Annotated in this window: 24 protein-coding genes, 4 tRNA genes and 2 rRNA genes; 8 read left to right on the top strand and 22 right to left on the bottom strand. The window is 68.1% G+C overall.

Going from position 1 to position 22,283, the window contains the following annotated elements; translation table 11 throughout:
• Positions 1–369: 369 nt before the first annotated feature.
• Positions 370–609, bottom strand: a complete 240-nt coding sequence (locus WEB29_08535; protein MEX2136975.1) for a histone H1 — start codon at positions 607–609, stop codon at positions 370–372.
• A gap of 205 nt (positions 610–814) precedes the next feature.
• On the opposite strand from WEB29_08535, the gene WEB29_08530 reads away from it, so the two are divergent.
• The 7 genes from WEB29_08530 (at position 815) to WEB29_08500 (ending at position 5,437) form a co-directional block, all read left to right on the top strand.
• Complete coding sequence (locus tag WEB29_08530; GenBank protein ID MEX2136974.1) at positions 815–1,273, top strand: YggT family protein; 459 nt, start codon at positions 815–817, stop codon at positions 1,271–1,273.
• A 68-nt stretch (positions 1,274–1,341) separates the two neighbouring features.
• Positions 1,342–2,106: a response regulator transcription factor gene (locus tag WEB29_08525; protein MEX2136973.1), complete on the top strand. Its 765-nt coding sequence runs from the start codon at positions 1,342–1,344 to the stop codon at positions 2,104–2,106.
• Entirely contained in the window at positions 2,096–2,653 is a 558-nt protein-coding gene (locus WEB29_08520; protein ID MEX2136972.1) for a hypothetical protein, read from the top strand. Before WEB29_08525 ends, WEB29_08520 begins: the two co-directional genes overlap by 11 nt.
• 73 nt (positions 2,654–2,726) lie before the next feature.
• On the top strand, positions 2,727–3,095 hold the full coding sequence (locus tag WEB29_08515; GenBank protein ID MEX2136971.1) for a hypothetical protein: 369 nt from the start codon (positions 2,727–2,729) through the stop codon (positions 3,093–3,095).
• 125 nt (positions 3,096–3,220) lie between these two features.
• Entirely contained in the window at positions 3,221–3,445 is a 225-nt protein-coding gene (locus WEB29_08510; protein MEX2136970.1) for a hypothetical protein, read from the top strand.
• Positions 3,446–3,479: 34 nt separating this feature from the next.
• On the top strand, positions 3,480–4,652 hold the full coding sequence (locus tag WEB29_08505) for an ATP-binding protein (protein MEX2136969.1): 1,173 nt from the start codon (positions 3,480–3,482) through the stop codon (positions 4,650–4,652).
• A 95-nt stretch (positions 4,653–4,747) separates the two neighbouring features.
• Complete coding sequence (locus tag WEB29_08500; protein MEX2136968.1) at positions 4,748–5,437, top strand: aquaporin; 690 nt, start codon at positions 4,748–4,750, stop codon at positions 5,435–5,437.
• Here the strand turns inward: WEB29_08500 and rplL are convergent.
• The 18 genes from rplL to rpsA all read right to left on the bottom strand — a co-directional run bounded on the left by rplL (position 5,434) and on the right by rpsA (position 20,057).
• Positions 5,434–5,835 (bottom strand): 50S ribosomal protein L7/L12, encoded by a 402-nt coding sequence (gene rplL / locus WEB29_08495; GenBank protein MEX2136967.1) that lies wholly within the window; start codon positions 5,833–5,835, stop codon positions 5,434–5,436. The genes WEB29_08500 and rplL overlap by 4 nt on opposite strands.
• Before the next feature lie 23 nt (positions 5,836–5,858).
• On the bottom strand, positions 5,859–6,401 hold the full coding sequence (gene rplJ / locus WEB29_08490) for a 50S ribosomal protein L10 (protein MEX2136966.1): 543 nt from the start codon (positions 6,399–6,401) through the stop codon (positions 5,859–5,861).
• Between the two features lie 197 nt (positions 6,402–6,598).
• Positions 6,599–7,306 (bottom strand): 50S ribosomal protein L1, encoded by a 708-nt coding sequence (gene rplA / locus WEB29_08485; protein MEX2136965.1) that lies wholly within the window; start codon positions 7,304–7,306, stop codon positions 6,599–6,601.
• On the bottom strand, positions 7,303–7,728 hold the full coding sequence (gene rplK, locus WEB29_08480) for a 50S ribosomal protein L11 (GenBank protein MEX2136964.1): 426 nt from the start codon (positions 7,726–7,728) through the stop codon (positions 7,303–7,305). The genes rplA and rplK overlap by 4 nt, the downstream gene beginning before the upstream one ends.
• Before the next feature lie 2 nt (positions 7,729–7,730).
• Positions 7,731–8,375, bottom strand: a complete 645-nt coding sequence (gene nusG / locus WEB29_08475; protein MEX2136963.1) for a transcription termination/antitermination protein NusG — start codon at positions 8,373–8,375, stop codon at positions 7,731–7,733.
• The gene (gene secE, locus WEB29_08470; GenBank protein MEX2136962.1) at positions 8,375–8,557 is read right to left on the bottom strand and encodes a preprotein translocase subunit SecE; all 183 of its coding nucleotides are present in this window, start codon (positions 8,555–8,557) and stop codon (positions 8,375–8,377) included. Before secE ends, nusG begins: the two co-directional genes overlap by 1 nt.
• Positions 8,558–8,608: 51 nt before the next feature.
• Positions 8,609–8,684, bottom strand: a tRNA-Trp gene (locus WEB29_08465).
• A gap of 15 nt (positions 8,685–8,699) precedes the next feature.
• Entirely contained in the window at positions 8,700–8,864 is a 165-nt protein-coding gene (gene rpmG / locus WEB29_08460) for a 50S ribosomal protein L33 (GenBank protein MEX2136961.1), read from the bottom strand.
• 349 nt (positions 8,865–9,213) lie between these two features.
• Positions 9,214–10,257, bottom strand: coding sequence for a hypothetical protein (locus WEB29_08455; protein ID MEX2136960.1), 1,044 nt, complete (start codon positions 10,255–10,257; stop codon positions 9,214–9,216).
• A gap of 53 nt (positions 10,258–10,310) precedes the next feature.
• Positions 10,311–10,386: transfer RNA gene (locus WEB29_08450), tRNA-Thr, on the bottom strand.
• 91 nt (positions 10,387–10,477) lie between these two features.
• Positions 10,478–10,562 (bottom strand) — tRNA-Tyr (locus WEB29_08445).
• 85 nt (positions 10,563–10,647) lie between these two features.
• Positions 10,648–10,722, bottom strand: a tRNA-Thr gene (locus WEB29_08440).
• The gene (gene rlmB, locus WEB29_08435; protein MEX2136959.1) at positions 10,713–11,483 is read right to left on the bottom strand and encodes a 23S rRNA (guanosine(2251)-2'-O)-methyltransferase RlmB; all 771 of its coding nucleotides are present in this window, start codon (positions 11,481–11,483) and stop codon (positions 10,713–10,715) included. Before rlmB ends, WEB29_08440 begins: the two co-directional genes overlap by 10 nt.
• Positions 11,480–12,670, bottom strand: coding sequence for a 2-C-methyl-D-erythritol 2,4-cyclodiphosphate synthase (gene ispF, locus WEB29_08430; protein MEX2136958.1), 1,191 nt, complete (start codon positions 12,668–12,670; stop codon positions 11,480–11,482). The genes rlmB and ispF overlap by 4 nt, the downstream gene beginning before the upstream one ends.
• 7 nt (positions 12,671–12,677) lie before the next feature.
• Complete coding sequence (locus WEB29_08425) at positions 12,678–13,736, bottom strand: TRAM domain-containing protein (protein ID MEX2136957.1); 1,059 nt, start codon at positions 13,734–13,736, stop codon at positions 12,678–12,680.
• Between the two features lie 137 nt (positions 13,737–13,873).
• Positions 13,874–15,271 (bottom strand): DNA repair protein RadA, encoded by a 1,398-nt coding sequence (radA, locus tag WEB29_08420; protein ID MEX2136956.1) that lies wholly within the window; start codon positions 15,269–15,271, stop codon positions 13,874–13,876.
• Positions 15,272–15,309: 38 nt separating this feature from the next.
• Complete coding sequence (locus tag WEB29_08415; protein ID MEX2136955.1) at positions 15,310–17,787, bottom strand: ATP-dependent Clp protease ATP-binding subunit; 2,478 nt, start codon at positions 17,785–17,787, stop codon at positions 15,310–15,312.
• 218 nt (positions 17,788–18,005) lie between these two features.
• On the bottom strand, positions 18,006–20,057 hold the full coding sequence (gene rpsA / locus WEB29_08410) for a 30S ribosomal protein S1 (protein ID MEX2136954.1): 2,052 nt from the start codon (positions 20,055–20,057) through the stop codon (positions 18,006–18,008).
• 221 nt (positions 20,058–20,278) lie between these two features.
• Between rpsA and WEB29_08405 the strand changes: the two genes are divergently transcribed.
• Positions 20,279–21,100, top strand: coding sequence for a DNA-formamidopyrimidine glycosylase family protein (locus WEB29_08405; GenBank protein ID MEX2136953.1), 822 nt, complete (start codon positions 20,279–20,281; stop codon positions 21,098–21,100).
• Positions 21,101–21,119: 19 nt separating this feature from the next.
• Here the strand turns inward: WEB29_08405 and WEB29_08400 are convergent, their stop codons facing one another.
• From WEB29_08400 to WEB29_08390, 3 genes are all read right to left on the bottom strand, one after another.
• Positions 21,120–21,806, bottom strand: a complete 687-nt coding sequence (locus tag WEB29_08400) for a LysM peptidoglycan-binding domain-containing protein (protein ID MEX2136952.1) — start codon at positions 21,804–21,806, stop codon at positions 21,120–21,122.
• 66 nt (positions 21,807–21,872) lie between these two features.
• Positions 21,873–21,989: ribosomal RNA gene (gene rrf, locus WEB29_08395) — 5S ribosomal RNA — on the bottom strand.
• Positions 21,990–22,121: 132 nt separating this feature from the next.
• Positions 22,122–22,283 (bottom strand): 23S ribosomal RNA (locus WEB29_08390); the annotation flags it as partial.

Raw genomic sequence — 22,283 nt, 5'->3', positions numbered from 1 at the left:
TATGATACCAGGCGTGTCAAGGCCACTGGTCCGCCATTCCTCGGATACGATACCTTGCCACGCCCGGAGCGAGCACGCAACGTGCTCAGCGTCAGTTCGCTCGGGGTTCCATATCATGACCATTCTACCGACTGTTTCGGTATCTAGGATCAAGGGTGGCGTTGCAGCCCGCGCAGTACAGTTTGCCCTTGCGGCTCACGGGTCAGACGCAGAGGAGGCAACGCAGCGAGTAGCTCGTGCGGTAGGTATCTTCGCACGATCGATCGCCAGGAGAGGCGATGTGAAGGAGGTTCTGTCTCGTCTGGGGGTAGAGTGGAATGCCGATGGCGACGGGCTCTTGGTGGAGCCACGTGTTATCGGGATACAGCACTAGGAGTTCGTTCGCGGACTCCACCGCGCAGCAGCGGCTTGCTTGGCAATCTCCTTGCGTCGCTCGGGAGTCAACTTCTCAGCGCGCTTCTTGCCGCCGATCAGCCCGCCGCGCCTTCCTAGCTCGACGGCAGCAGGGTCTTTCACCCGCTCAGGTTCGGATTGCCGCTCACCCGTGAACAAGTCCAAGGTCGCCTTGGCTCGCTGGTTCACGTCGCGCGGCATCTTCTGTTTCTTCACCGCTCAAGCATGCGGCACGCGAGGGGCGGGAGTCAAGCCGAGGGCCGATCAAACTGATGCACTACCGGTAACCACATGCCGGCAGGGGGCTGCGCGGTCGGACGCCTCGCAACAAGACTGCAATACTTCTCTGGCACGCGGGGGGATCCCAGCACCCCCGGCGCCCACAACATGCATGACTGGACTCAGACTCAGGAGGAAGCTCATGGTGGACGAAGAGCGCGTGGTCGAGCAACAGAGCGTGACCACACCACCAGCCCAACCAGCCCCACCAGCGGATACCGCCGCATCTCCCGAACCGGTGCGCTATCCGAATGCGACCGTCACCCAGGGATCGGTTGTCACCGAGACGGTCCGTCGTTCGCCCAGTGGAGCCGAGACCGCCCGACGCGTCGTCGTCTTCGTCTTCGGGATCATCCAGGCCCTGATCGTGATCCGGATCGTCCTGCTGTTGGCCGATGCCAACCAGGAGAACCAGCTCGTGAGCTTCATCTATGACCTCAGCGCATTCTTCGTCGGCCCGTTCGAGGGGATCCTGAATACGAACGCCGTGCGATCCGGCGCATCGGTCTTCGACATTGCGGCCCTCGTGGCGCTCATTGGCTGGACAGTCCTCGAAGTCCTGATCATCGCCGGGATCGGGATCGCGCGACGCGAGCCGTAGCAAGACGGACTTGGACGATGCTTGATCGTGGACCCTGACCGCTCTACACGCCCAGGTGAGGAGCTCGGATGAACAACCAGCCACTCGTGCTCGTCGCGGATGACGAGCCCCGCATCACCAAGCTGGTCGCCATCAGCCTGAGCGATGAGGGCTTCCGCGTCGTCACCGCCGGCGGCGGGGAGGAGGCCCTGCGCAAGGCCGAGGAGATGCGTCCCGACATCGTCCTGCTTGACGTGGTGATGCCGGACCTGGACGGCATCGAAGTGATGCGTCAGCTGCGCGAATGGCGGCCGGTGCCCGTCATCCTGCTCACCGCCAAGGGCTCGACCTCCGACAAGGCGAAGGGCCTGGACCTGGGTGCGGACGACTACATCGCCAAGCCCTTCCATCCGGACGAGCTCGCCGCGCGGGTTCGAGCCGTGCTGCGCCGCGCCGCGGGCATCGCACCATCTGGCGGGCTCCTCCACATCGGCGACGTCGAGATCGACCTAGAGCGGCGAATGATGACCCGCAACGGCCAGCTCGTGCAGCTGAGCAGGACGGAGTGGTTGCTCCTGCAGCACCTCGCCGCGAACGCAGGCAAGGTCGTCCTGCATACGGAGCTGCTGACTAAGGTGTGGGGTCCCGAATACCGCGACGACCTCCAGTACCTGCGGGTCTGGATCAGTCGCGTGCGTCGCAAGCTCGGCGCCCTGCCGGGCGAGCCCGGCCCGATCACCACCTTTCAGGGCATCGGCTACGTCCTGAACGTGGACGAGACCCCGCCACTCGAGCTGCCGCTCGACGGCGCGGAGGTCGGCGACGCCCGACCGGCAAGCGGTCATGCCTCCTGAGCCGGCCGGCCAGACGTCCGCTGGCATCCTGATCTCGCTCGATGCGCTGGTCGTCCAGCGCGCCGATCTGCCGACGGCCATCGAGGAGGCACCGGTTGCCCTGAGGCGAATCGGCTGGATCGGGCGCCCCATCATCCTGGTGGGTCACCAGGTCGCCGGTCGTGACCTGCCGGTGGATGTGCGGGAGCGGGAGGCGTGGGTTCGAGCCGCATTCGGCAGCGGGGCGTACGGGGTGGTCCCCTTCGAGGATCCATCCACGGAACGTGGTCTCGGCCAGGAGGGCGAAGGGGTGGAGCGATGGAGCGAGATCCGGGACGCCCAGCACGGAACCTGGCTGCTGACCGATCGCCCACGCCAGGTGAGTGCCGCACGCAAGGCGGGCCTGAAGGTGATCCTGATCGGGCCGCCCGATCCTCAGCCCCGCGGTCAGCGGCCGGATTACCAGGCGAGAGACCTCCGCGATGCGGTCGGGCATCTGCTGACCATGGATGTCTTTGCCGGACCGACTACGACGCTTGGCACGCAGCGAGCACAGCAGGGAACTTGAGCCGCAGCGCTTGACTTCCCGCGCCGAGGATCGCACGATTCCGGTCCCACATCGCGTAGGAACGGCTGATCGAATGATCGTCAGGGTCCTGAGCGTTCGCATCGCGCAAGGTCGCGGAGCTGAGTTCCACGCGTTCATTCGCGAGCGCGGGCTTCCGCGGATCCAGGCGCATCCGGGACTCGTCTCGGTCCACGTCGGGCGCCGGACGGAGGGGCATGACGAATTCGCCATCGTGGTCACTACCTGGACCGATTGGCACGCCTTGACCGAAGCCCTCGGTCCCGATCCGTCGCAGCCCTATCTGCTGACCCTGGAATCTGGCCTTGTGGACGAGGCCACCGTGGAGCATTTCGAGGCAATCGACCTCCCGCCCAGCCCGCACGTCCAGGCCGCCGCGGAGGGAAGCGACGTCCGCCTCGTCGCCCCACCCCTGACCTCCTGAGGGCTCATCGCCCACGAAGCGGGATTTGTCATGGCCGTGCAACGCGTCTGGGCGCTCCGGAGGGCCCGCGTGTTGCATCGGCTGGCCGACCATCTGCCCGATAGAGCACAGATGAGGAGCCACCCGTGGCCATCCGCACGCCCGATTCCCCCCGGCTCCCACAACCGGGATGGCGCCTGACCGGGTTCGCATCCATCGGGCTCGGCGCCGGCCTGTTCACCGCAGATGCGCCGTTTGCGGTGCTCGCGGCCGCCTTCGTGCCGGCATTGATCTCGATGGTGGTCATTGCCGCGCATTCGAGCATGGAGCCCCGCCATGAAGACCGGGTCGCAAAGCCCGGCTCGACCTGAGATAGTGGGACGACTCACAGCTGACAAGGTGCTGATGACAGCTCCGGCGCGCACGACGAGCAGTCCCACGCGAGGCAAGGATGCCGTTGCGCCGGCCGTCCTGCCCGGGATCGAGTTCCACGCCTTCCTCGATACCTTCGGGGTAGCCGTCTACACGACCGATGCTGACGGCGGGATCACCTACTTCAACGAGGCGGCCGTGGCACTGTGGGGGCGCCGCCCTGACCTTGGCGAGCGGTGGTGCGGCTCGTGGCGCCTGTACTGGCCCGACGGGCGGCCGATGGCTCACGACGAATGCCCGATGGCCATCGCGCTAACGGAGAACCGGCCGGTCCGCGGTGCGGAGGCTGAGCTCGAGCGTCTCGACGGCACGCGCGCTGTCTTCATGGCCTACCCGACCCCCCTGCACGACCACGGCGGCCGCACGGTCGGCGCCGTGAACGTGCTGGTCGACGTCACCGAGCGGCGGAAGGCCGAGGAGGCGCTGCGGGCCGCGGCCGAGGCGCTCGCCGCGTCGAACATGGTCAAGGACGAGTTCCTGGGCCTGGTGTCGCACGAGCTCCGGACTCCAGTGACTACGATCTTCGGCAACGCGCACCTGCTGCGGGGCAGGGCCGGGCTGCTCGCCACGGAAGAGACGGACTCGATGCTGACCGACATCGCTGACGAGTCCAACCGTCTCCTCGGCATCATCGAGAACCTGCTGCTGCTGACGCGCCTCGGATCCGGGACACCACCGGACCAGGAGCCGCAGCTGATCGCACATGTGACCCGCAATGCGGTGGAGGGCTATCGCCAGCATCACCCTGAGCGCTCCATCTCCCTCGAGGTCGAGCCGGGTCAGATGGTGGTCGAGGCCGATCGGGGCCACCTGGAGATGCTCCTCGACAATCTCCTGACCAACGCGACCAAGTACAGTCCCGCGTCGACCGAGATCGAGGTCAAGGTCACCAATGACGAGCGCGACGCATGCGTGACCGTCCTCGATCGAGGGATCGGCATCGGTGACGCCGACACAAGCCAGCTCTTCACGGCCTTCTACCGGACCGAGACCGCCAAGCTGCGGACAGCCGGCCTCGGCATCGGCCTCGCCGTCTGCCAGCGCATCGTCGACTCGCTGGGCGGCCGAATCTGGGCTCGCCCCCGGGATGGTGGCGGGACCGTGGCTGGATTCGCGCTCCCCCTCGCCGTGGTCTCGCCGGACTGAGCCATATCGGCGGCGACGCGCCGCATGGGGGTGAGCGCATCGGCCAGAATGCCTCGGAGCTTCGCTGGCGCGGAGACGTGATGGGAGGCAGGTCGATGATCCGGGATCGCACCGCGGCGGCGCTCGTGGCCGAGGCCTTTGGAACGTTCCTCTTCTTCTTCGTGGGCGCGGGCTCCGTGGTGCTCGGCGACTACCTCGCCGCCAACGGCGGGAGCGGCCCGGGCCTCCTGGGCGTCGCCCTGGCCCACGGGCTTGCCCTCGCCGTCCTGGTCTCGGCGCTGGGGGCGGTCTCCGGCGGCCATTTCAACCCCGCGGTCACGCTCGGCGTGTGGATCATGGGCAGGATCACGCCAACGCGCGCGGCCCTCTACGTGGTAGCGCAGCTGGTCGGCGCGCTCGCCGCCGGCCTGGCGCTGAAGGTGGTCTTCGCCGATTCCTGGCAGGCCTCGAACATCGGCGCTCCGGCGCTCGGTGCCGGAATCACGCCGGTCCTGGGGATCGGCATCGAGGCAGTGCTCTCCGCGCTCCTGGTCCTGGTCGTCATCGGGACCGCCGTCGACCCGCGCGGACCGAAGATCGGCGGCCTGGCGATCGGGCTCGCGGTCGCGGCGGACATCCTGGTCGGCGGCCCGTTGACCGGCGCGGCGATGAATCCGGCGCGCTGGTTCGGCCCCGCCGTCGCCGCAGGCGCCTACGCAGATTGGTACGTGTGGTGGATCGGCCCGGCCATCGGTGCCGCTGCTGCCGCGCTGATTTACCGGACCACCCTGGCGGAGGCCACCTAGCGGACCTCAACCGCGGCGCCGGCCTCGGCGAGCTTCTCCTTGACCGCCTCGGCCTCCTCCTTGGCAACCCCCTCCTTGACGGCCTTCGGCGCGGCGTCGACCAGGTCCTTGGCCTCCTTGAGGCCGAGGCCGGTCAGCTCGCGAACTGCCTTGATGACCAGGATCTTGTTCGGGCCGACCTCGGTCAGCACCGCGTCGAACTCGGTCTGCTCCTCCGCGACTGCCGGCGCGCCGGCCCCGTCTCCGCCCGCGGCCGGTGCCGCAGCCGCTGCCACCGGGGCAGCCGCGGTCACGCCGTAGCGCTCCTCGAATGCCTTGACCAGCTCTGAAAGCTCCAGAACGGTCATGCCGTCGATCGCCTCGAGGATCTGGTCCTTGCTCGTCGTCTTGGTAGCCATGTCGTGACTCGCTCCCTTTCTCGTCAGGCGGCGCTGCCGCCCTCGCTTGCTCGCTTCTGGTCGGCCACTGCGCTGAGCACGCCGACGAGATTTCGAAGAGTTGCGGCCAGGACCCCGGCCATCCCCGCGATCGGAGAGGCCATGGCTCCGGCCAGGCGGCCGAGCAGCACGTCGCGGCTCGGCAGGCTCGCCAGCTGCTGGAATACCGCGGCGTCGACCGCCACTCCGCCCAGCAGGCCACCCCGCAGGGCGACCACCTTGGAATACGGGCGGAGGGCGTCCTGCAACGCCTTCGCCAGGGCCGTCTCGTCGCCGGAGCTTGCGGCCACGGCGGTCGGGCCGGCGAGCAACGACGTCAACTCGGCGCGGCCCGCCTCCACGGCGGCGATCTTCAGCAGGCGATTCTTGGCGACGTGCAGCTCCACGCCATTGGCGCGCAGCGACCTCCGTACCGACTGCATCTCGGAGACCTTGAGGCCCCGGTAATCGGCCACGGCCAGCGCGGAGCTGGAGCGGAGCATCTCCGTCAGCTCGGCGATCGCCTGGCGTTTCGCATCGGTCGGCATCGTGTTGTCCTCTCGAACCTCCGTGACATCAAAAAACGGTCCCGCGCACGCATCGGCACGAGGACCGTCTCCGGTCGTCTCACTGCCTCGGCGTGCCGCCGGCTCTCTTCGGCCGGCGATTGGCCCGGGGCTTGCACCCGGAGCACAACGCTGTCTGTGGCTTCTCGGCTGTCCCGATGATCTGGTCGGATGACCTCCTAGGCGCTGGCCGCCGCCAGCGCGGACGGGATGTCGATTCGCAATCCGGGGCCCATGGTAGGGGCAACCGTCAGCGTCCGCATGTAGGTGCCCTTGGCGCCGCTTGGCTTCGCCCGTTGTACGGCGTCCACGAGCGTCGCAATGTTGGCCGACAGCTGGTCAGGCGTGAAGCTGGCCTTCCCGACCGGAGCATGCACGATCCCGGCGCGGTCGACCTTGAACTCGATCCGGCCGGACTTGATCTCGCTTACCGCCCGCTCGATGTCGAAGGTGACCGTGCCTGCCTTCGGATTCGGCATCAGGCCGCGCGGCCCGAGCTTCTTGCCCAGCCGGCCGACCGTTCCCATCATGTCGGGCGTCGCGATCGCCACGTCGAATTCGAACCAGCCGTCGTCGATCTTCTTGACGAGGTCATCGCCGCCCACCTCATCGGCTCCGGCGCGGAGGGCATCCTGCGCCTTCTCGCCCTGGGCGAAGACGATCACGCGGGTGCTGCGACCGGTGCCATGCGGCAGGACGACGGTGCCCCGCACCAGCTGGTCGGCGTGGCGGGGATCGATGCCGAGCCGCAGATGCAGCTCCACCGTGGCGTCGAACTTCGCGATTGAGACCCGCGGCAGCAGCTCGCAGGCCTCACCGATCAGGTAGCGACGATCGGGCTCGACCAGCTTGGCCGCGTCGATGTACTTCTTGCCGTGCGGCATCAGTCGGTCACCTCGATGCCCATGCTGCGCGCCGTGCCAGCCACGATTCGCATGGCGTGCTCGACGTCGTTGGCGTTCAGGTCGGCCATCTTGGTCTCGGCGATCTCGCGCAGCTGGCGCTGCGAGACCATGCCGACCTTGGTGCGGTTCGGCTCGGCCGAGCCGCTCTCGACCCCGGCCGCGCGCTTGAGGAGTGCTGCCGCCAGCGGCGCCTTGGTGACAAAGGTGAAGGATCGGTCCTCGAAGACCGTGATCTCGGCCGGCACGACGTAGCCCGACTGGCTGGCCGTGCGCTCGTTGAAGGCCTTGATGAACTCCATGATGTTGATGCCGTGCTGACCGAGCGCCGGCCCAACCGGGGCCGCTGCGGTGGCACGGCCGGCAGGGGCCTGGATCTTGAGAATGGCGCGAATCTTCTTGGCCATGGCTAGAGCTTGTCGATTTGCAGGAAGTCGAGCTCGACCGGCGTCTCGCGGCCGAAGATGCTGACCAGCACCTTGACCTTGTTGCGCTCCGGATTGACCTCGTCGACGGTGCCGATGAACTCGGCGAAGGGGCCATCCTTGACGCGCACGCTCTGGCCCTTCGTGAACTGGAGCTTGAACTTGGGCGCCTCGACCCCCATCTGCTTGAGGATCTTCTTGACCTCGCCCTCCATCAGCGGGGTGGGTCGGTTGCCGGATCCGACGAAGCTGGTCACGCCGGGCGTGTTGCGCACGACGTACCAGGACTCATCGGTCATGACCATCTCGACCAGCACGTACCCGGGGAAGACCTTCTTGTTGACGGTCTGGCGCTGGCCGTTCTTGATCTCGATCTCCTCCTCCATCGGCACCAGCACCTGGAAGATCTGATCCTCCACGCCCATCGACTCGATGCGGTGCTCGAGGTTGGCCTTGACCTTGTTCTCGTAGCCGGAGTAGGTGTGGATCACGTACCACTGCTTGGTGGTCCGCTCGGCGGCATACGGATCGTCCGGCTGGGGCGCCTCACGCGACAGGCGTGCCGCCTGGCGCGCCTCGTTGCGCGCCTCGGTCTCGGTCGCCTGCTCGGTGGTCTGCTCGTCCTTCATCACAGCACCTGGTCAACGAGGGCATGGAAGGCGGTGTCGAGCACCGCCACGTAGGCCCCGACCGCGATCGACACGGCGACCACGATGAGCGTGAGGTTGACGACCGTCTGGCGCGTGGGCCAGGCGACCTTCTTCAACTCGGACCAGGCCTCGGAGAGGTACTGGCGAATGCCGCGAAACACGATGGCTTCAGCTCGCTCCTGCTGTGATGGTTCTCGATTGACCGATGAAGCTGGCAGGGGCGACAGGACTTGAACCTGCAACCGCTGGTTTTGGAGACCAGTGCTCTACCAATTGAGCTACACCCCTACCGACGCGCTCTGCCTACTTCGTCTCCCGGTGCAGCGTGTGCTGACGGCATCGCGGGCAGAACTTGTTGAGCTCCATCCGGCCGGGGTCGTTTCGCTTGTTCTTGCGGGTGCTGTACGTGCGCTCCTTGCAGGTCGTGCACGCCAGCGAGATGACGGGTCGATTTTCGGCTTTGGCCACGGTGCGATGTCCTCGTCAGTCGCCCGTCGCCGCCCACGCCAAACAAGGGCTGGTCACCGGGGGAAAGCGCGCTGATTCTAGGCTGGCTCCGAGGCCGATGTCAACGCGACCATGCTGGCTGGGCTGCGCTGGGGTCGCCCCGAATGACCGCCAGGTTGTCACTTCCGACCTATCACCGTCGTCGTTGATCGCTGGGCGAGGCATCGGCGCAGTTGGTTGGACTTGCTGACCAGTCGGAAGGTCAGGGGTGGACCTTCGAATGGTCGAACTGATCACCCGGCGGTCCTGTCGAGCACGGTCACGCCTAGCCCCGAGGCGTTGCTGCTCCGCAATCCATCCGCTCCGCTGATCAGGCCGGCGCGGCACCCGGCGGCTCGGCCTGCTTGCGTCGGACCAGCACGACCCGGGTGAAGGGGAGCCGGATGTCGCTGAAGACCTCGATGCTGACCAGGAAGCCGACGAAGATGAACACGATCCCCACCAGCTCGCCCAGGAAGAAGCTCCAGGTGATGCCAAAGCGGTTGAGGCCGCTGGTCAGGCCCGGCACGAACCCGCCGAGCGCGATCAGGAGGGTGGCGGGTACGCGGGAGTTCAGCGTTCCGGCTCGGAAGGAGCGGATCGCGCCGGGTATCGAGGCGAAGAAATTGACGACGACCGCGGCCGCACGGCCGATCGCTCCGATCACCGGCGGCCCATCCTCGATCCGCAGCAGGCGCCGCTTCGGCATGAAGATGTAGGCCGAGTAGACCGCTCCGAACACGAGCGCGAACGCGCCGGTGATGTTGAAGGGCGGCGTCAGGATCCGCAGATCGCTGGGGAAGGCGGTCCCCACCGGGACTCCCGTCGTCGGGTCGAGGGCGTATCCGGGAGCCGGCAGCGGAACCGACAGCACCAGGACGGTCACGATGGCCGAGGCGACGCCCAGGATGCCGGCCGCAAGGGGTGCCACCAGCCGCCGATCGAAGCGGGTCGCGACGGCGAGCGCCAGCGCTCCCACGGTCGAGAAGGCCACCACGGTCAGGACGGCGCCGTCCGTTGTGGGCACCCCCTCCTTGGCGCGGGCCGCCGCGGCGAGGATGCTGAACAGACCGCCGGCGAAGAGGCTGAAGGCCACGAAATATCCGAATCGCGTGCGGTTGAGCAGGAAGACGGTGCCAAGCCCCAGGTAGGCGGCGACACCGAATGCCCCGATCAGGTACCAGGTCCGGTAGAGCGGTTCGCTCCAGCCAAAGGCGCTGCCCAGGAACTCGGTCCCGGCGCTGATCCCGTACCAGAGCAGGCCGATCGTCCACACCAGCTGGTACGGCTGACGTCGGCGCAGCCACTGGTCTCCGACCATCGCGGCGAAGATGAATGAGAAGACCGACGAGAGGAGCGGCAGCGCAATGTTCACCGCGGATCCGACCTCCTACCAGACGTCTGCTGCGATTGGCCACCCACGATGGGTGGAGCCCACGTCCGGGCTCGAACCGGAGACCTCGTCCTTACCAAGGACGTGCTCTGCCAACTGAGCTACGTGGGCGCGCGCAGATTCTGCGGGAAGGGTGAGATGACAGGCAACCATGTGCCTATCTTGGCAAATCTCGGTATCGGATCGCTTCCCGGTTGGACGATGGTGGGCAGGGAGGGAATCGAACCCCCACAGTCGAAGACGGCTGATCTACAGTCAGCGGAGCTCACCACCTGCTCAACCTACCCACGCCTTCGATCGGCAGGTGGTGCGCTGCCGACCGAGCCGGCAGTATAGCGAACGACCGATCGGCGGCTCAACCGGCGGCGAGGATGGAGCCGACGGAGGGAGTCGAACCCACAACCGGTGGTTTACAAAACCACTGCTCTACCGTTGAGCTACGTCGGCGTCGCGCCCGATTCTAGTCGAGCCCCCGCCGCTCGCTGACGAACCACCTCGAACAACAGCAGCGCGCCCGCCGTGGCGGCGTTGAGGCTCGCGATCCTGCCCGCCATCGGGAAATGCACCAGCAGGTCGCAGCGCCGGCGCATGGCGCCTGATACGCCGCTCCCCTCGCTGCCGACCACGATCGCGATCGGTCCAGTCAGGTCCGCGTCCCATGCTGCCGTCGGGGCATCCTGGTCCGCGGCGATCAGCCGGATGCCTCGCTCCTGGAGCTCCCGCGCCGTCTCGCCCAGGCCGTTGACGCGCGCGAGGAGGAGGTGTTCGCTGGCTCCGGCAGAGGCCTTGACCGCCGCAGCCGAAAGGGGCGCGGCGCCACGCTCCGGGAAGATGACGCCGTCCACGCCCGCCGCCTCGGCCGAGCGCAGCAGGGTGCCGAAGTTGGTCGGGTCCTGCAGGTGCTCGAGGACGAGCAGGAGCGGGTCGTGCGCCCGCTTCGTTGCTGCCGCGAGGAGCTCGGCGAGGTCGGCAAACTGGCGCTCCGCCACCTCCAGCAGGACGCCCTGGTGACCGTCAAAGCCGGCGAGCTGCCGCAGGCGATTCGCATCGACCGTCTCCACCGGCACCGATGCCGACCGCGCGGCGGCCAGGACTTCGTTCAGCTCCGGGCCTGGGCGGGCGCTGTGGGCAACAAGCAACCGAGTGGCCGGTCGTCCCGCAGCCAGCGCCTCGACCACCGGCCGACGGCCGCCGATCCAATCGGTCATGCGTGGGCGATGACGGCCACCGCGAATGCAGCGATCCCCTCCGCGCCTGCAAACCCGAGCCCGTCCGCGGTGGTCCCCTTCACACCCACCGCACCGGCCTCGATGCCGCACAGCTCCGCCAGCCGCGCCGCCATCTCCACCCGCCGAGGCTCGATGGCCGGGTGGGCGGCCACGATCGTCAGGTCGACCGAGACCGGCCGCCAGCCCGCCGCGTGCAGGGTCGAGACAGCCCCGCGCAGAAGCTCGCCGGAGTCGGCGTCTGCCCAGCGGGCATCGTCCGGCGGATAGAGGCTGCCGATGTCGCCGGCCGCTGCCGCTCCGAGCAGCGCGTCGATGACCGCGTGCAGGCCGGCGTCGCCGTCCGAGTGCCCGGCCAGCGCCGGCTCTCCGGGGAACTCCAGCCCGCCCAGGTGCAGCGTCCCTCCCTCCCCGAACCGATGTGCGTCGAAGCCGATCCCCGCTCGCTGGCCCTCGCCGACCGCGGGCGCCACCAGTGGCATCGAGCGCGCGGCGAGCACGCCCGCCACGAGCATCTCATCCCCCGGCTCGGTCAGCTTCTGGTTGCCCGGCTCCCCCGTCACCGAGTGGACGGTGACGCCGCCGGCCGCCAGCGCGGCCGCCTCATCGGTCATCTTGCGCCCCCAGGCCTGCGCCTCCTCGAGCGCGGCTCGCAGCACGACCAGCGTCGCGGCCTGGGGCGTCTGCGCCAGGGCCAGCCCCTCACGATCGAACGCGGCGATGACCCTGCCCGAGGTGTCCACGTGCTTCAGCGAATCGTGGAGCGTGACCACCGGGACCGCTCCGTCGGTCGGGGTGACGGCCGCGGTGATCCGCGCCATCAGCTCGCTCGAGGCTGCCGGTCGTGCGGCGTCGTGGATGAGGACGGCAGCATCTTCGGGGAAGCCGGCTGCGGTGAGGGCCGCGATGCCGGCCAGCACCGAGTCGGCTCGCTCCTCGCCGCCGGCGACGACCTCGGACCGGCCGCGGGCGGCCTCGGGGATCGCGTCGCGGAACCGCTCCACTGCATCGGGTGGCGCCACGACCACCACCCAGCTCATCCCCGGCACCGCCAGCAGCGTGTCGAGCGCCCAGCGCCAGGCGGGCCTGCCGGAGAACTCGATCCAGAGCTTGTCGCTCCCCATGCGGCGGCCGCTGCCGGCGGCGACCAGCACCGCCCCGATCAGCACGGCGGCCTCATCCGGCGGCTGGGATGTCGCGCGGCTGGGCGAATATCATCCGACCGGCCACCGTCTGCAGCACGCGCGTCACGGTCACGCCGACCTCCTCGTTCATTGACCGGCTGCCGCCCTCGACCACGATCATGGTTCCGTCATCCAGGTAGCCGACCCCCTGCCCCGGCTCCTTCCCCTCCTGGATGATCTTTACCGTCATCTCCTCCCCGGGGTGGACAATCGCCTTGACCGCGTTGGCCAGCTCGTTGATGTTCAGCACGCGGATCCCCTGCAGTTCGGCCACGCGATTCAGGTTGAAGTCGTTGGTCAGGATCGCCGCTCCGTGGTCGCGCGCGAAGGCGACCAGCTTGGCATCAACCTCGCCGATCTCCGGGTAGGTCTCCTCGGTCACCTCGACCGGCGAGATGGAGTCCTTCTGGAGCGCGCTGAGCATCTCGAGGCCGCGTCGGCCACGGTTGCGTCGGATGGCATCCGGCGAGTCGGCGATGCGCTGCAGCTCGTCGAGGACGAAGCGCGGCACCACCAGCGTGCCCAGGATGAAGCCGGTGCGGCCGACGTCCACGATGCGACCATCGATCACCGAGCTGGTGTCGATCACGATCTGCGAGAAGCCACTCCGCCGCCGCGCACCAGGCAGGATGCCGGCGACGGCCGGCAGCAGCACGTCTCGCTTGTACATCGTCGCCCACAGCAGCAGGAGCGCCAGCACCACGGCGACCACCGGCGGCAGGACCGACCCGGCCCAGCCCCCGATCGCGATCAGCGGCAGACCGGCCAGCACCCCGACCAGCAGGCCCACGACGATCGCGGCCACGCCCAGCGCGAACTCGCCCGCGCCCGCTTGTGCCAGGCGGTCGACCGCCCAGCGGGCCGGTCGGGTGGTGACGTAGGGGATCGCCAGGTAGCCAAACAGCAGGGTGGCGGCGACCATCGCCATCAGGAAGGCCGGCCGATTCGGCGCATCGATGACGCGATCTGCGTTTGTCAGGATGAGCAGTCCCAGCGCGAACCCAAGCAGGGTTCCGAGCAGGGCGCCCACGAGCCGGATGAATGTGGTCATTAGCCGATGAGTCCGTGATGATCCGATGTCGCGGGCAATGAAATGTGATGAAGTCGATGATGCCAATCCCGCGCCCGCCAGTGGCGGGCGGCCACCTTAGCACCTGCCGTACGGCCGGTCTACGACCAAGGGCCGGATCAGTCCGTGACGAGAGCCTCTCTCAGCGCCTCCCGCAGGTCCGCCGCCGCCACCAGCTGGCCGGCGGGCCCGCGGGCGCCGGGTGCGCCACGCTCGGGTCCGGTCACCATGCGGTCGAATCCGAGCCGCGCCGCCTCCGCCATCCGCCGCTCGGCGCGGGCGGCAGGCCGCAGCCGTCCCGAGAGCGACAGCTCGCCGGCCAGGACGGTCCCCTCCCGCACCGGGCGCTCACGCAGCGACGAGGCCAGTGCGGTAGCAACGGCCAGATCCGCCGCCGGCTCGTCGATGCGCAGCCCGCCGGCGACGTTCACATACACGTCGTGGCCGGTCAGGTTCAGCCCGGCGTGGCGAGCCAGCACCGCGATCAGCATGAGCACTCGGTTCACGTCGATCCCGGTGGTCGCGCGGCGTGGCGAGCCGTACCCGGCGGGAGCGACGAGCGCCTGGATCTCGACCGCCAGCGGTCGCGTCCCCTCCAGGGCGATGGTGATCGCGCTACCGGCGACCGGTGGCTGCTCGGATTCCAGGAAGAAGCGACTGGCATCGGCGACCTCGACCAGGCCGTCGCTGCGCATCTCGAGGACGCCTACCTCATCGGTGGAGCCGTATCGGTTCTTGGCGGCGCGCAGAAGGCGAGTGGTGCCCATCCGCTCCCCCTCCAGGTAGATGACCGCGTCGACGAGGTGCTCAAGGGTTCGCGGCCCCGCGACCGTGCCCTCCTTGGTGACGTGACCGATGAGCGCCACGCAGGTGGCGCCGGCCTTGGCGACCTCCGCCAGCCGCGTGGCGACCTCGCGCACCTGCCCGACGCTGCCGGCCGGTCCGCCCAGCTCCGCGCTGGCGAAGGTCTGGACGCTGTCGACCACGGCGAGCGCGGGTGCCGAAGCCTCGATCGCCCCAACCGCTGTCGCCACGTCGGTGGTGGCGACCAGCCCAACCCCGTCGACCACCGCACCGACCCGCTCAGCCCGGCCGCGGACCTGGGAGGCCGATTCCTCGCCCGTCAGGTACAACGTCGCATGACCGGCCGCAGCAAGCCGCCCGGCCAGCTGGAGCAGCAGCGTGCTCTTGCCGATCCCGGGGTCGCCGCCGAAGAGGACGATCGAGCCGGGGACCAGCCCGCCGCCCAGGACGCGGTCGAGCTCGCCGATCCCGCTTGGCAGGCGCGAGGCCTCGGCGCTGCTGACTCCACCGATCGGCGAGATCGCTGCCGAACCGGCGGCAGCCGCGCGCTCACGCGTCCTGGCGGACCCGCCGGAGGCGGTGCGGGTCACGACCGTCTCGACCAGGGTGTTCCACGCTTCGCACGAGGCGCACTGGCCCGACCAGCGTGGCGAGCTGGCGCCACATTGTTGGCAGACGTAGACGGAGCGGGTGGCTGGCACGGGTCGTGCCATCTTGCCACGCCCCCGCGTACCGCCGGGTTATCGGGCGGTCAGCGTGCCTTGACGGGCTGCCGCTTCTCCGTCTTGCGCTCGATGATCAGACCGTCCGGAGTGGCGTCGACCACGATCGTGTCGCCGGCCTCGAAGGTCGCCTGCAGCATCCGCTCGGCCAGAGGATCCTCGATCTGGTGCTGGATCTCGCGGCGCAGCGGGCGCGCCCCGAAGGCGAGGTCGTAGCCCTTCACGATGATCGCGTCCTTGGCGGCATCGGTCACGATGAGCTCCATCTGCTGCCCCGCCAGCTGGGACTTCACGCGCTCCAGCAGCAGGTCCACGATCTCGCGGATCTCCTCACGGGTCAGCTCGCGGAAGACGACCGTCGCGTCGATCCGGTTGAGGAACTCGGGCCGGAAGACGTTCTTCAGCTCGCCGAGCACCTTCTCCTTCATGCGCTCGTAGTCGGCCGATGCCTCGGCGAGGGAGCCCGCCTCACCCTCAGCGCGGAAGCCGATGCGCGAATCCTTCTGGAGCAGCTGGGCGCCGACGTTGCTGGTCATGATGATGATCGTGTTGCGGAAGTCTACGCGGCGTCCCTTGGCATCGGTCAGGTGTCCGTCCTCCAGGATCTGGAGGAGGATGTTGAAGACCTCCGGATGCGCCTTCTCGATCTCGTCGAGCAGGACCACGCTATAGCTCTTGCGACGCACCGCCTCGGTCAGCTGGCCGCCCTCGTCGTATCCGACGTAGCCGGGAGGCGCGCCGACCAGTCGCGAGACGTTGTGGCGCTCCATGAACTCGCTCATGTCGATCTTCACCATGGCGTCCTCGGAGCCGAACATGAACTCGGCCAGCGCCCTTGCGAGCTCGGTCTTGCCGACGCCGGTGGGGCCCATGAAGATGAACGAGCCGATCGGCCGCTTGGGATCCTTCAGTCCGGCGCGCGCACGGCGGACCGCCTTGGAGACGATGTCGGTCGCCTCCTGCTGCCCGATCACGCGCTTGTGGATCGCGTCCTCCATGTGCAGCAGCCGCTCGGACTCCTCGGCGCTGATGCGGATCACCGGGATCCCGGTCCACATGCTGACGACCTGGGCGATCTCCTCCTCGGTGACCACCGGCACGTCCTTGGCGGACTCCTCGTGCCAGGCGGCTCGCAACTTCTCGATCGCCTCCTTGCCCTGCGCCTCCTCGTCGCGCAGTCGCGCGGCGGCCTCGTAGTCCTGGGCGGCGATCGCCTCGTCCTTCTGGCGCGTCACGTCCTCGAGCTCGTGCTGCGCCTCCTTGATGTTCGGCGGTGCCTTGGACTGGCGCAGGCGCACGCGCGAGCCGGCCTCGTCCATCAGGTCGATCGCCTTATCCGGCAGCGCGCGGTCCGCCACGTAGCGCACCGAGAGGTCGACCGCGGCATGGACCGCCTCGTCGCTGATCTTGACGTGGTGGTGATCCTCGTAGCGCGAGCGGATGCCGAAGAGGATGGCGACCGCCTCGTCGACCGTCGGCTCCTCGACCATCACCGGCTGGAAGCGACGCTCCAGGGCGGCGTCCTTCTCGATGTACTTGCGGTACTCGTCGAGCGTGGTCGCACCGATGCACTGCAGCTCGCCACGCGACAGCGGCGGCTTGAGGATGTTGGCGGCGTCGATCGCCCCCTCCGCGGCACCTGCCCCCACCAGCGTGTGCAGCTCATCGATGAAGAGGACGCTGTCGCTGCTGCTGCGGAGCTCCTCGATGATCTTCTTGAGTCGCTCCTCGAACTCGCCGCGGTACTTGGTGCCCGCCACCAATGAGCCGATGTCGAGGGTCAGCACGCGCTTGTCAGCGAGCGTCTCCGGGACGTCGCCACTCACGATGCGATGCGCCAGCCCCTCGGCGATGGCGGTCTTGCCGACACCCGGCTCGCCGATCAGGGCGGGGTTGTTCTTCGTGCGCCGGCTCAGGATCTGGATGACGCGCTCGATCTCCTTCTCGCGGCCGATCACCGGATCGAGCTTGCCGGAGCGGGCGGCCTCGGTCAGGTTGATGCCGAGCTGGTCGAGAGTCGGGGTCTTCGACGGCCGCTTGGTCTCCTGCGCCGGTGACACGCTCGTGCTCTGGCTCAGGACATGGATCACCTGGTGTCGCACCTTGTCGAGGTTGACGCCCAGGCTCTCGAGGACGCCGGCGGCGATTCCCTCGCCCTCGCGGACGAGGCCCAGCAGCAGGTGTTCGGTGCCGATGTAGTTATGGCCGAGGCGCCGTGCCTCATCGATGGCCAGCTCGATGACGCGCTTGGCACGTGGCGTGAGGCCCACCTCGCCGACCACCGGCCGATCCCCGCGCCCGATGATGAACTCCACCGCGGTCCGGACCTTGGAGAGCTCTACGTTCATGTTCTCGAGGACGCGCGCCGCGACGCCCTCGCCCTCGCGGACGAGGCCGAGCAGCAGGTGCTCGGTGCCGATGTAGTTGTGGTTGAAGCGCTGCGCCTCGTCCTGGGCAAGGGTCAGCACCTTGCGTGCCCTATCCGTGAACTTGTCGAAGCGGTCCATTGCGCATCCTGTCCGTGACTGCCCGGCGGCCCTGGCTGAACCACCGAACGTGGCCAGAGTGTAGAGCACCACTCCCGCGCGGTGCCTTCAATAGGTACTACAGGCTACGGTGACGGTTCGTTCGTGAAAAGCCCGGCCAGCGGGTCACTATCATGTGCCGTCGCGAGGCGCCGTCAGGCTCGACCGGGTGCGAACTCCGAACCGGAGCGACAGTCGATCTACGAGGCCTCGGGGTCGGCTTTGGCCTTGACGGGCTCGGGCTCTTCGCCGATAGCCACCGCGACCGGCTCATCGGCCGCGTCCTCGGCGGCCGGCTCCTCAGGAGCGGCCTCGGCGACCAGCTCTTCAGCCTCAGGCTCCGGGGCCGGCTCCTCGGGAGCAGCTTCGGCCGCGGGCTCGTCAGCCTCGGGCTCTGCGGCAACAGGCTCTTCAGCCGGCCCTTCCGCCACATGCGCTTCAGCCTCAGGCTCCGCAGCTGCAGCCTCGGTGATCGGCTCGGCCGTTGCTTCAGCTACCGGCTCTTCCGTCTGCGGCTCGGCCGCCACTGCGTCGGGCTCGTCAGCTGTTTCGGGCTCTGGGGTCGCCTTCGAGGCCTTCTTTGGTCGCGCGCTCCGCAGCTGGTCGAGCAGCCCGGACTCTGCGAACGCAGCGGCCATGGTGTTGTCGATCCCCTCATCGGGCTCGCTGATGGCATCCTCGGGCCGGTAGTCCCGGTCACGACGGTCGGGCCGGCGCTCACGGCGCGCCGGCCGTTCCTCGATTCGCGCTGGAGCTGACGGGCTCGAACCGATCGTGGCCGCGGCCGCGGCAGGGGCGGGCGCGGACTCTGGCGTCGTCCGCTCTTCGGCCTGCTTGAGCGAGAGGCCAAGGCGATGACGCTCGGAGTCGAGGCTGATGATCCTGAGGTTGAGGGTATCGCCCTCCTTGACCACGTCCCCGGGGTGCGCGACGCGCTGGTTCGACAGCTCGCTGATGTGGATCAGTCCCTCCAGGCCTTCCTCGACCCGGACGAATGCGCCGAAGTTCACCAGCTTGGTGACCGTGCCGGAGATGACGTCGCCGATCTTGTATTTGGCGACCGATTCCTGCCACGGATCGGGCTGGAGCCGCCGGATCGACAGGCTGATTCGACCGCGCTCGTGGTTGATGTCGATGACCTCGGCCTGAACCTCGTCGCCGATGGCGTAGGCGGTCTCCGGGTTGTTGACCTTGTTCCAGGAGAGCTCGCTCTTGTGCACGAGTCCGTCGATCCCGCCAAGGTCGATGAAGACACCGAAGGGCGCGATGCTGCGCACGGTGCCCTGCACGCGCTGCCCGACCTGCAGGCTGCTGAAGAGCTCGTCGCGCTTCTCGCGTCGCTCTTCGTAGAGGGCCACCTTCTCGGACAGGATGAGCCGATTCGCCTTGCGATTGACCTCGAGGATCTTGAGCCGGAGGGTCCGTCCGACGAACGGCTGCAGCTTCTCTGCGATCTCCTGGGCTGCGTCGCGCGGCTGCTCGTCGCGCGGCCGGCGCGGGAAGTCGACGATCTGGCTGATCGGCACGAAGCCGCGCACGCCCAGGTCGACGATAAGGCCGCCCTTGTTGTGGTCAATCACTCGGGCCTCGACGATCTCGCCGGCATCGAAGCGCTCCTGCATCGCACGCCACTTGCGCTCGAGACCGGCTCGGCGCAGCGAGAGGACCGCATGGCCCTCAGGTGACTCGGGCTGGAGAACATAGACGAGCACTTCGTCCCCGACCTTGAGCTCCTGGCGGGCCTCCTCGCCATCTCGCGGGCCACGACGGCTCATCAGCTCCCGATTGGAGACGACGCCTTCGCTCTTGCCACCGAAGTCGACCAGGATCTCGTCGGGATCGATCCGCACCACGGTGCCTTCCACGACATCCCCGTGCTTGAGGCTCTTGACCTCGTTCGACGGGTCGTCCAGCAGCTCGGCCATGGTCATCGGCTCGGAATCGGACTCGGGAGCAGCCTCCGGCTCGGGAGCGGCCTCAGCCTCGGCCACCATCGGCTCCGGCTCGGCATCGGCAGGCTCTGGCTCGGCCTCGACGGTTTCAGGCTCGGGAGCCGGCTCGGCCTCGGCAGCCATCGGCACCGGCTCGGGAGTGGCCTCTGGCTCTGACTCTTCAACGATGGCGTCGGCCGGAACGTCAGCCTGCGGGGTCGCGGTCGTCTCGGCCGGCGGGTCCGCGGCCTGCGTCTCCTCGGCCGCAGCGGGGATCGAATCCTCGGAAGGCGGCTCGGGCTGATTCGTTTCGTCGGTCAAGTCCGTGTACGCTCCTTGGGTGCGATGTCCCCGCAGCAACAACGCCCTCCGCGTGCGGAGGGCGTCTCATTCATCAGGGGTGGAAGCTTCCTTCATGGTCGATCGACGACTCGGTTGCTCCTCCGTAACGCTCGATGAGAGAGGCGCGCATCCGCGCGTGGCTATGCGGTTGTTTGCTCCAGAGCCGCAGGAGCATACCACACGGTCAAGCGTGCTCAGCGATGCCTGAACTACCGGATCTGACGATCGTCGCGGAGGAGCTCCAGGCACGCGCAACCGGCCGCCCGGTCCTCGAGGCGACGGCTCCGACGCCGATCCTGGTGCGGGCAACGCCATCAGAATTGGCGCAGCTGGCAGGCACCTCGATCACGGCTGCCAGGCGGCGGGGCAAGTTCCTCCTGCTCGCATTCGCTCGCGATGGCGTCGATGCGCTGGTACTGGCAGCCAACCCGATGCTGGCCGGCCGTTTCTGGCTGCTCGACGACGGCAGGCAGAAGGTCCGGGCGCGCACCGGCCTGCGCATTCGCTTCTCAGACGGCGGCGAGCTGCGCTACGTCGATCGCGAGATGCTCGGCAAGCTCTACGTCGTCCGGCCCGACGGTCTCGACGCCATCCCGGGCTGGACCGAGATGGGCCCCGATGCAGACGACCCGGACCTCACCCTCGAGCGGTTCCGCGAGCGCATCCGGCGGCATCCGGGTGAGCTGAAGTCCCTGCTGCGGAACAGCCGCTTCGTGGCCGGCATCGGGAATGCGTACAGCGACGAGATCCTGTGGGAGGCGCAGCTGGCTCCCCTGCGGCGTCGCAGCACGCTCAAACCGGAGGAGATCGACCGCCTGTACACGGCCATGCGCTCCGTCCTGGCGGACGCGACTCTCCGCCTCCGAACGCTGGTTCCCCCTGACATCCATCTCCAGCATCGCGAGTTTCTGAATGTGCACCTGCGTGGCGGCGAGCCGTGCCCGCGCTGTGGACGCATCCTGCGTCAGATCGGCGGAGACGAGGCAACCACCTTCTGCCGGACCTGCCAGCCCCCCTTCTGAGACCCCGGGCGCGACGGCCTCAGGGGATGATCAGGGTCTGCCCGACATTGATGGTATCCCCGGTCAGGCCGTTGGCGGCTCGAATCGCCTCGGCCGTGGTGCCGAAGCGTTGCGCGATCAGATTGAGGGTGTCTCCCTGCTGCACGGTATAGGTCCTCTGCGTGGGCACTGGCGTCGCGACCGGAGTCGTGCTTGGCGCGGGAGCCGATGCCGATGCGGATGCCTCAGCGGATGCAGACTGGGACGACGCGAATGGGGATGCGCTCGGTGAGGGCGACGGACTCGCGGTCTGGCTCGTGGTCGCTGGCGGGCCGTTCAGGATCCCGACGATGCTGCTCAGTACGAGGAGAGCCACCACCGCAAGTGCGACCGCGGCAACCAGGATCGCCGGACGGCTGAAGCGTGTCGTCGGTGAGCTTGCCAGGCTGCGCCACGCAGCCTCGGGCTCGAGCACGAGGCGCGTGCGCCCAAAGGCGACGTCCGGCGCCACCCGGGGCAACCCACTGGAGGCGGCAAGCCACGCGGTGCGAGCAGCCCCGAAGCGCTCGCAGCGGGCGTGGGCCTCGGTCAGGCACAGCTGCACCTGTCGCGAGCGCTCCAGTGGAGCGGGAGGCGTGAGAGCGTGGCAGCGATGCTCGGGGTCAAACCCGTCCGCCACCGTGCGGCCATCATCGGCCAGGGCGAGGTAGGGGCAGATCCGATCCACCGGCCGAGGATAGCGTGACGCCCGAACGGCGGCAGCGATCCTTGGAAGGGACCGGGAAATGAACTATCCCGGCGACGACCTATCTTCCCAGGGAGTTGCCCCCCAAGTATCTTCGGCGCTGGAGAGCTTAACTTCCGTGTTCGGGATGGGAACGGGTGGTTCCTCTCCGCTAGCGTCACCGGGATAGATCTTCAATTGGCGCGACCACCATCCCCACGGATGGCGAGCGAACCTTCGACTGGAAGCGTCGATTTGCCGAGACGCCGGTCGAGCCGGCGGCCGAACGCGGTCCAGCAGCGTGCTAGACGCGTGAATTAGGTCAAGCCCTCGACCATTAGTACCGCTTCGCTGAACGCATCACTGCGCTTGCACGTGCGGCCTATCAAACAGCTAGTCTCGCTGCGGTCTTACCCGGTTACCCGGTGGGGAACCTCATCTTGAGGCGAGCTTCGCACTTAGATGCTTTCAGTGCTTATC

This window comes from Chloroflexota bacterium (assembly GCA_040902225.1).
In the GTDB taxonomy this organism is placed as follows: domain Bacteria; phylum Chloroflexota; class Limnocylindria; order QHBO01; family QHBO01; genus CF-167.
Note: the sequence above shows the minus strand (reverse complement) of the source record. Positions and strands in the feature narration are given on the sequence as shown.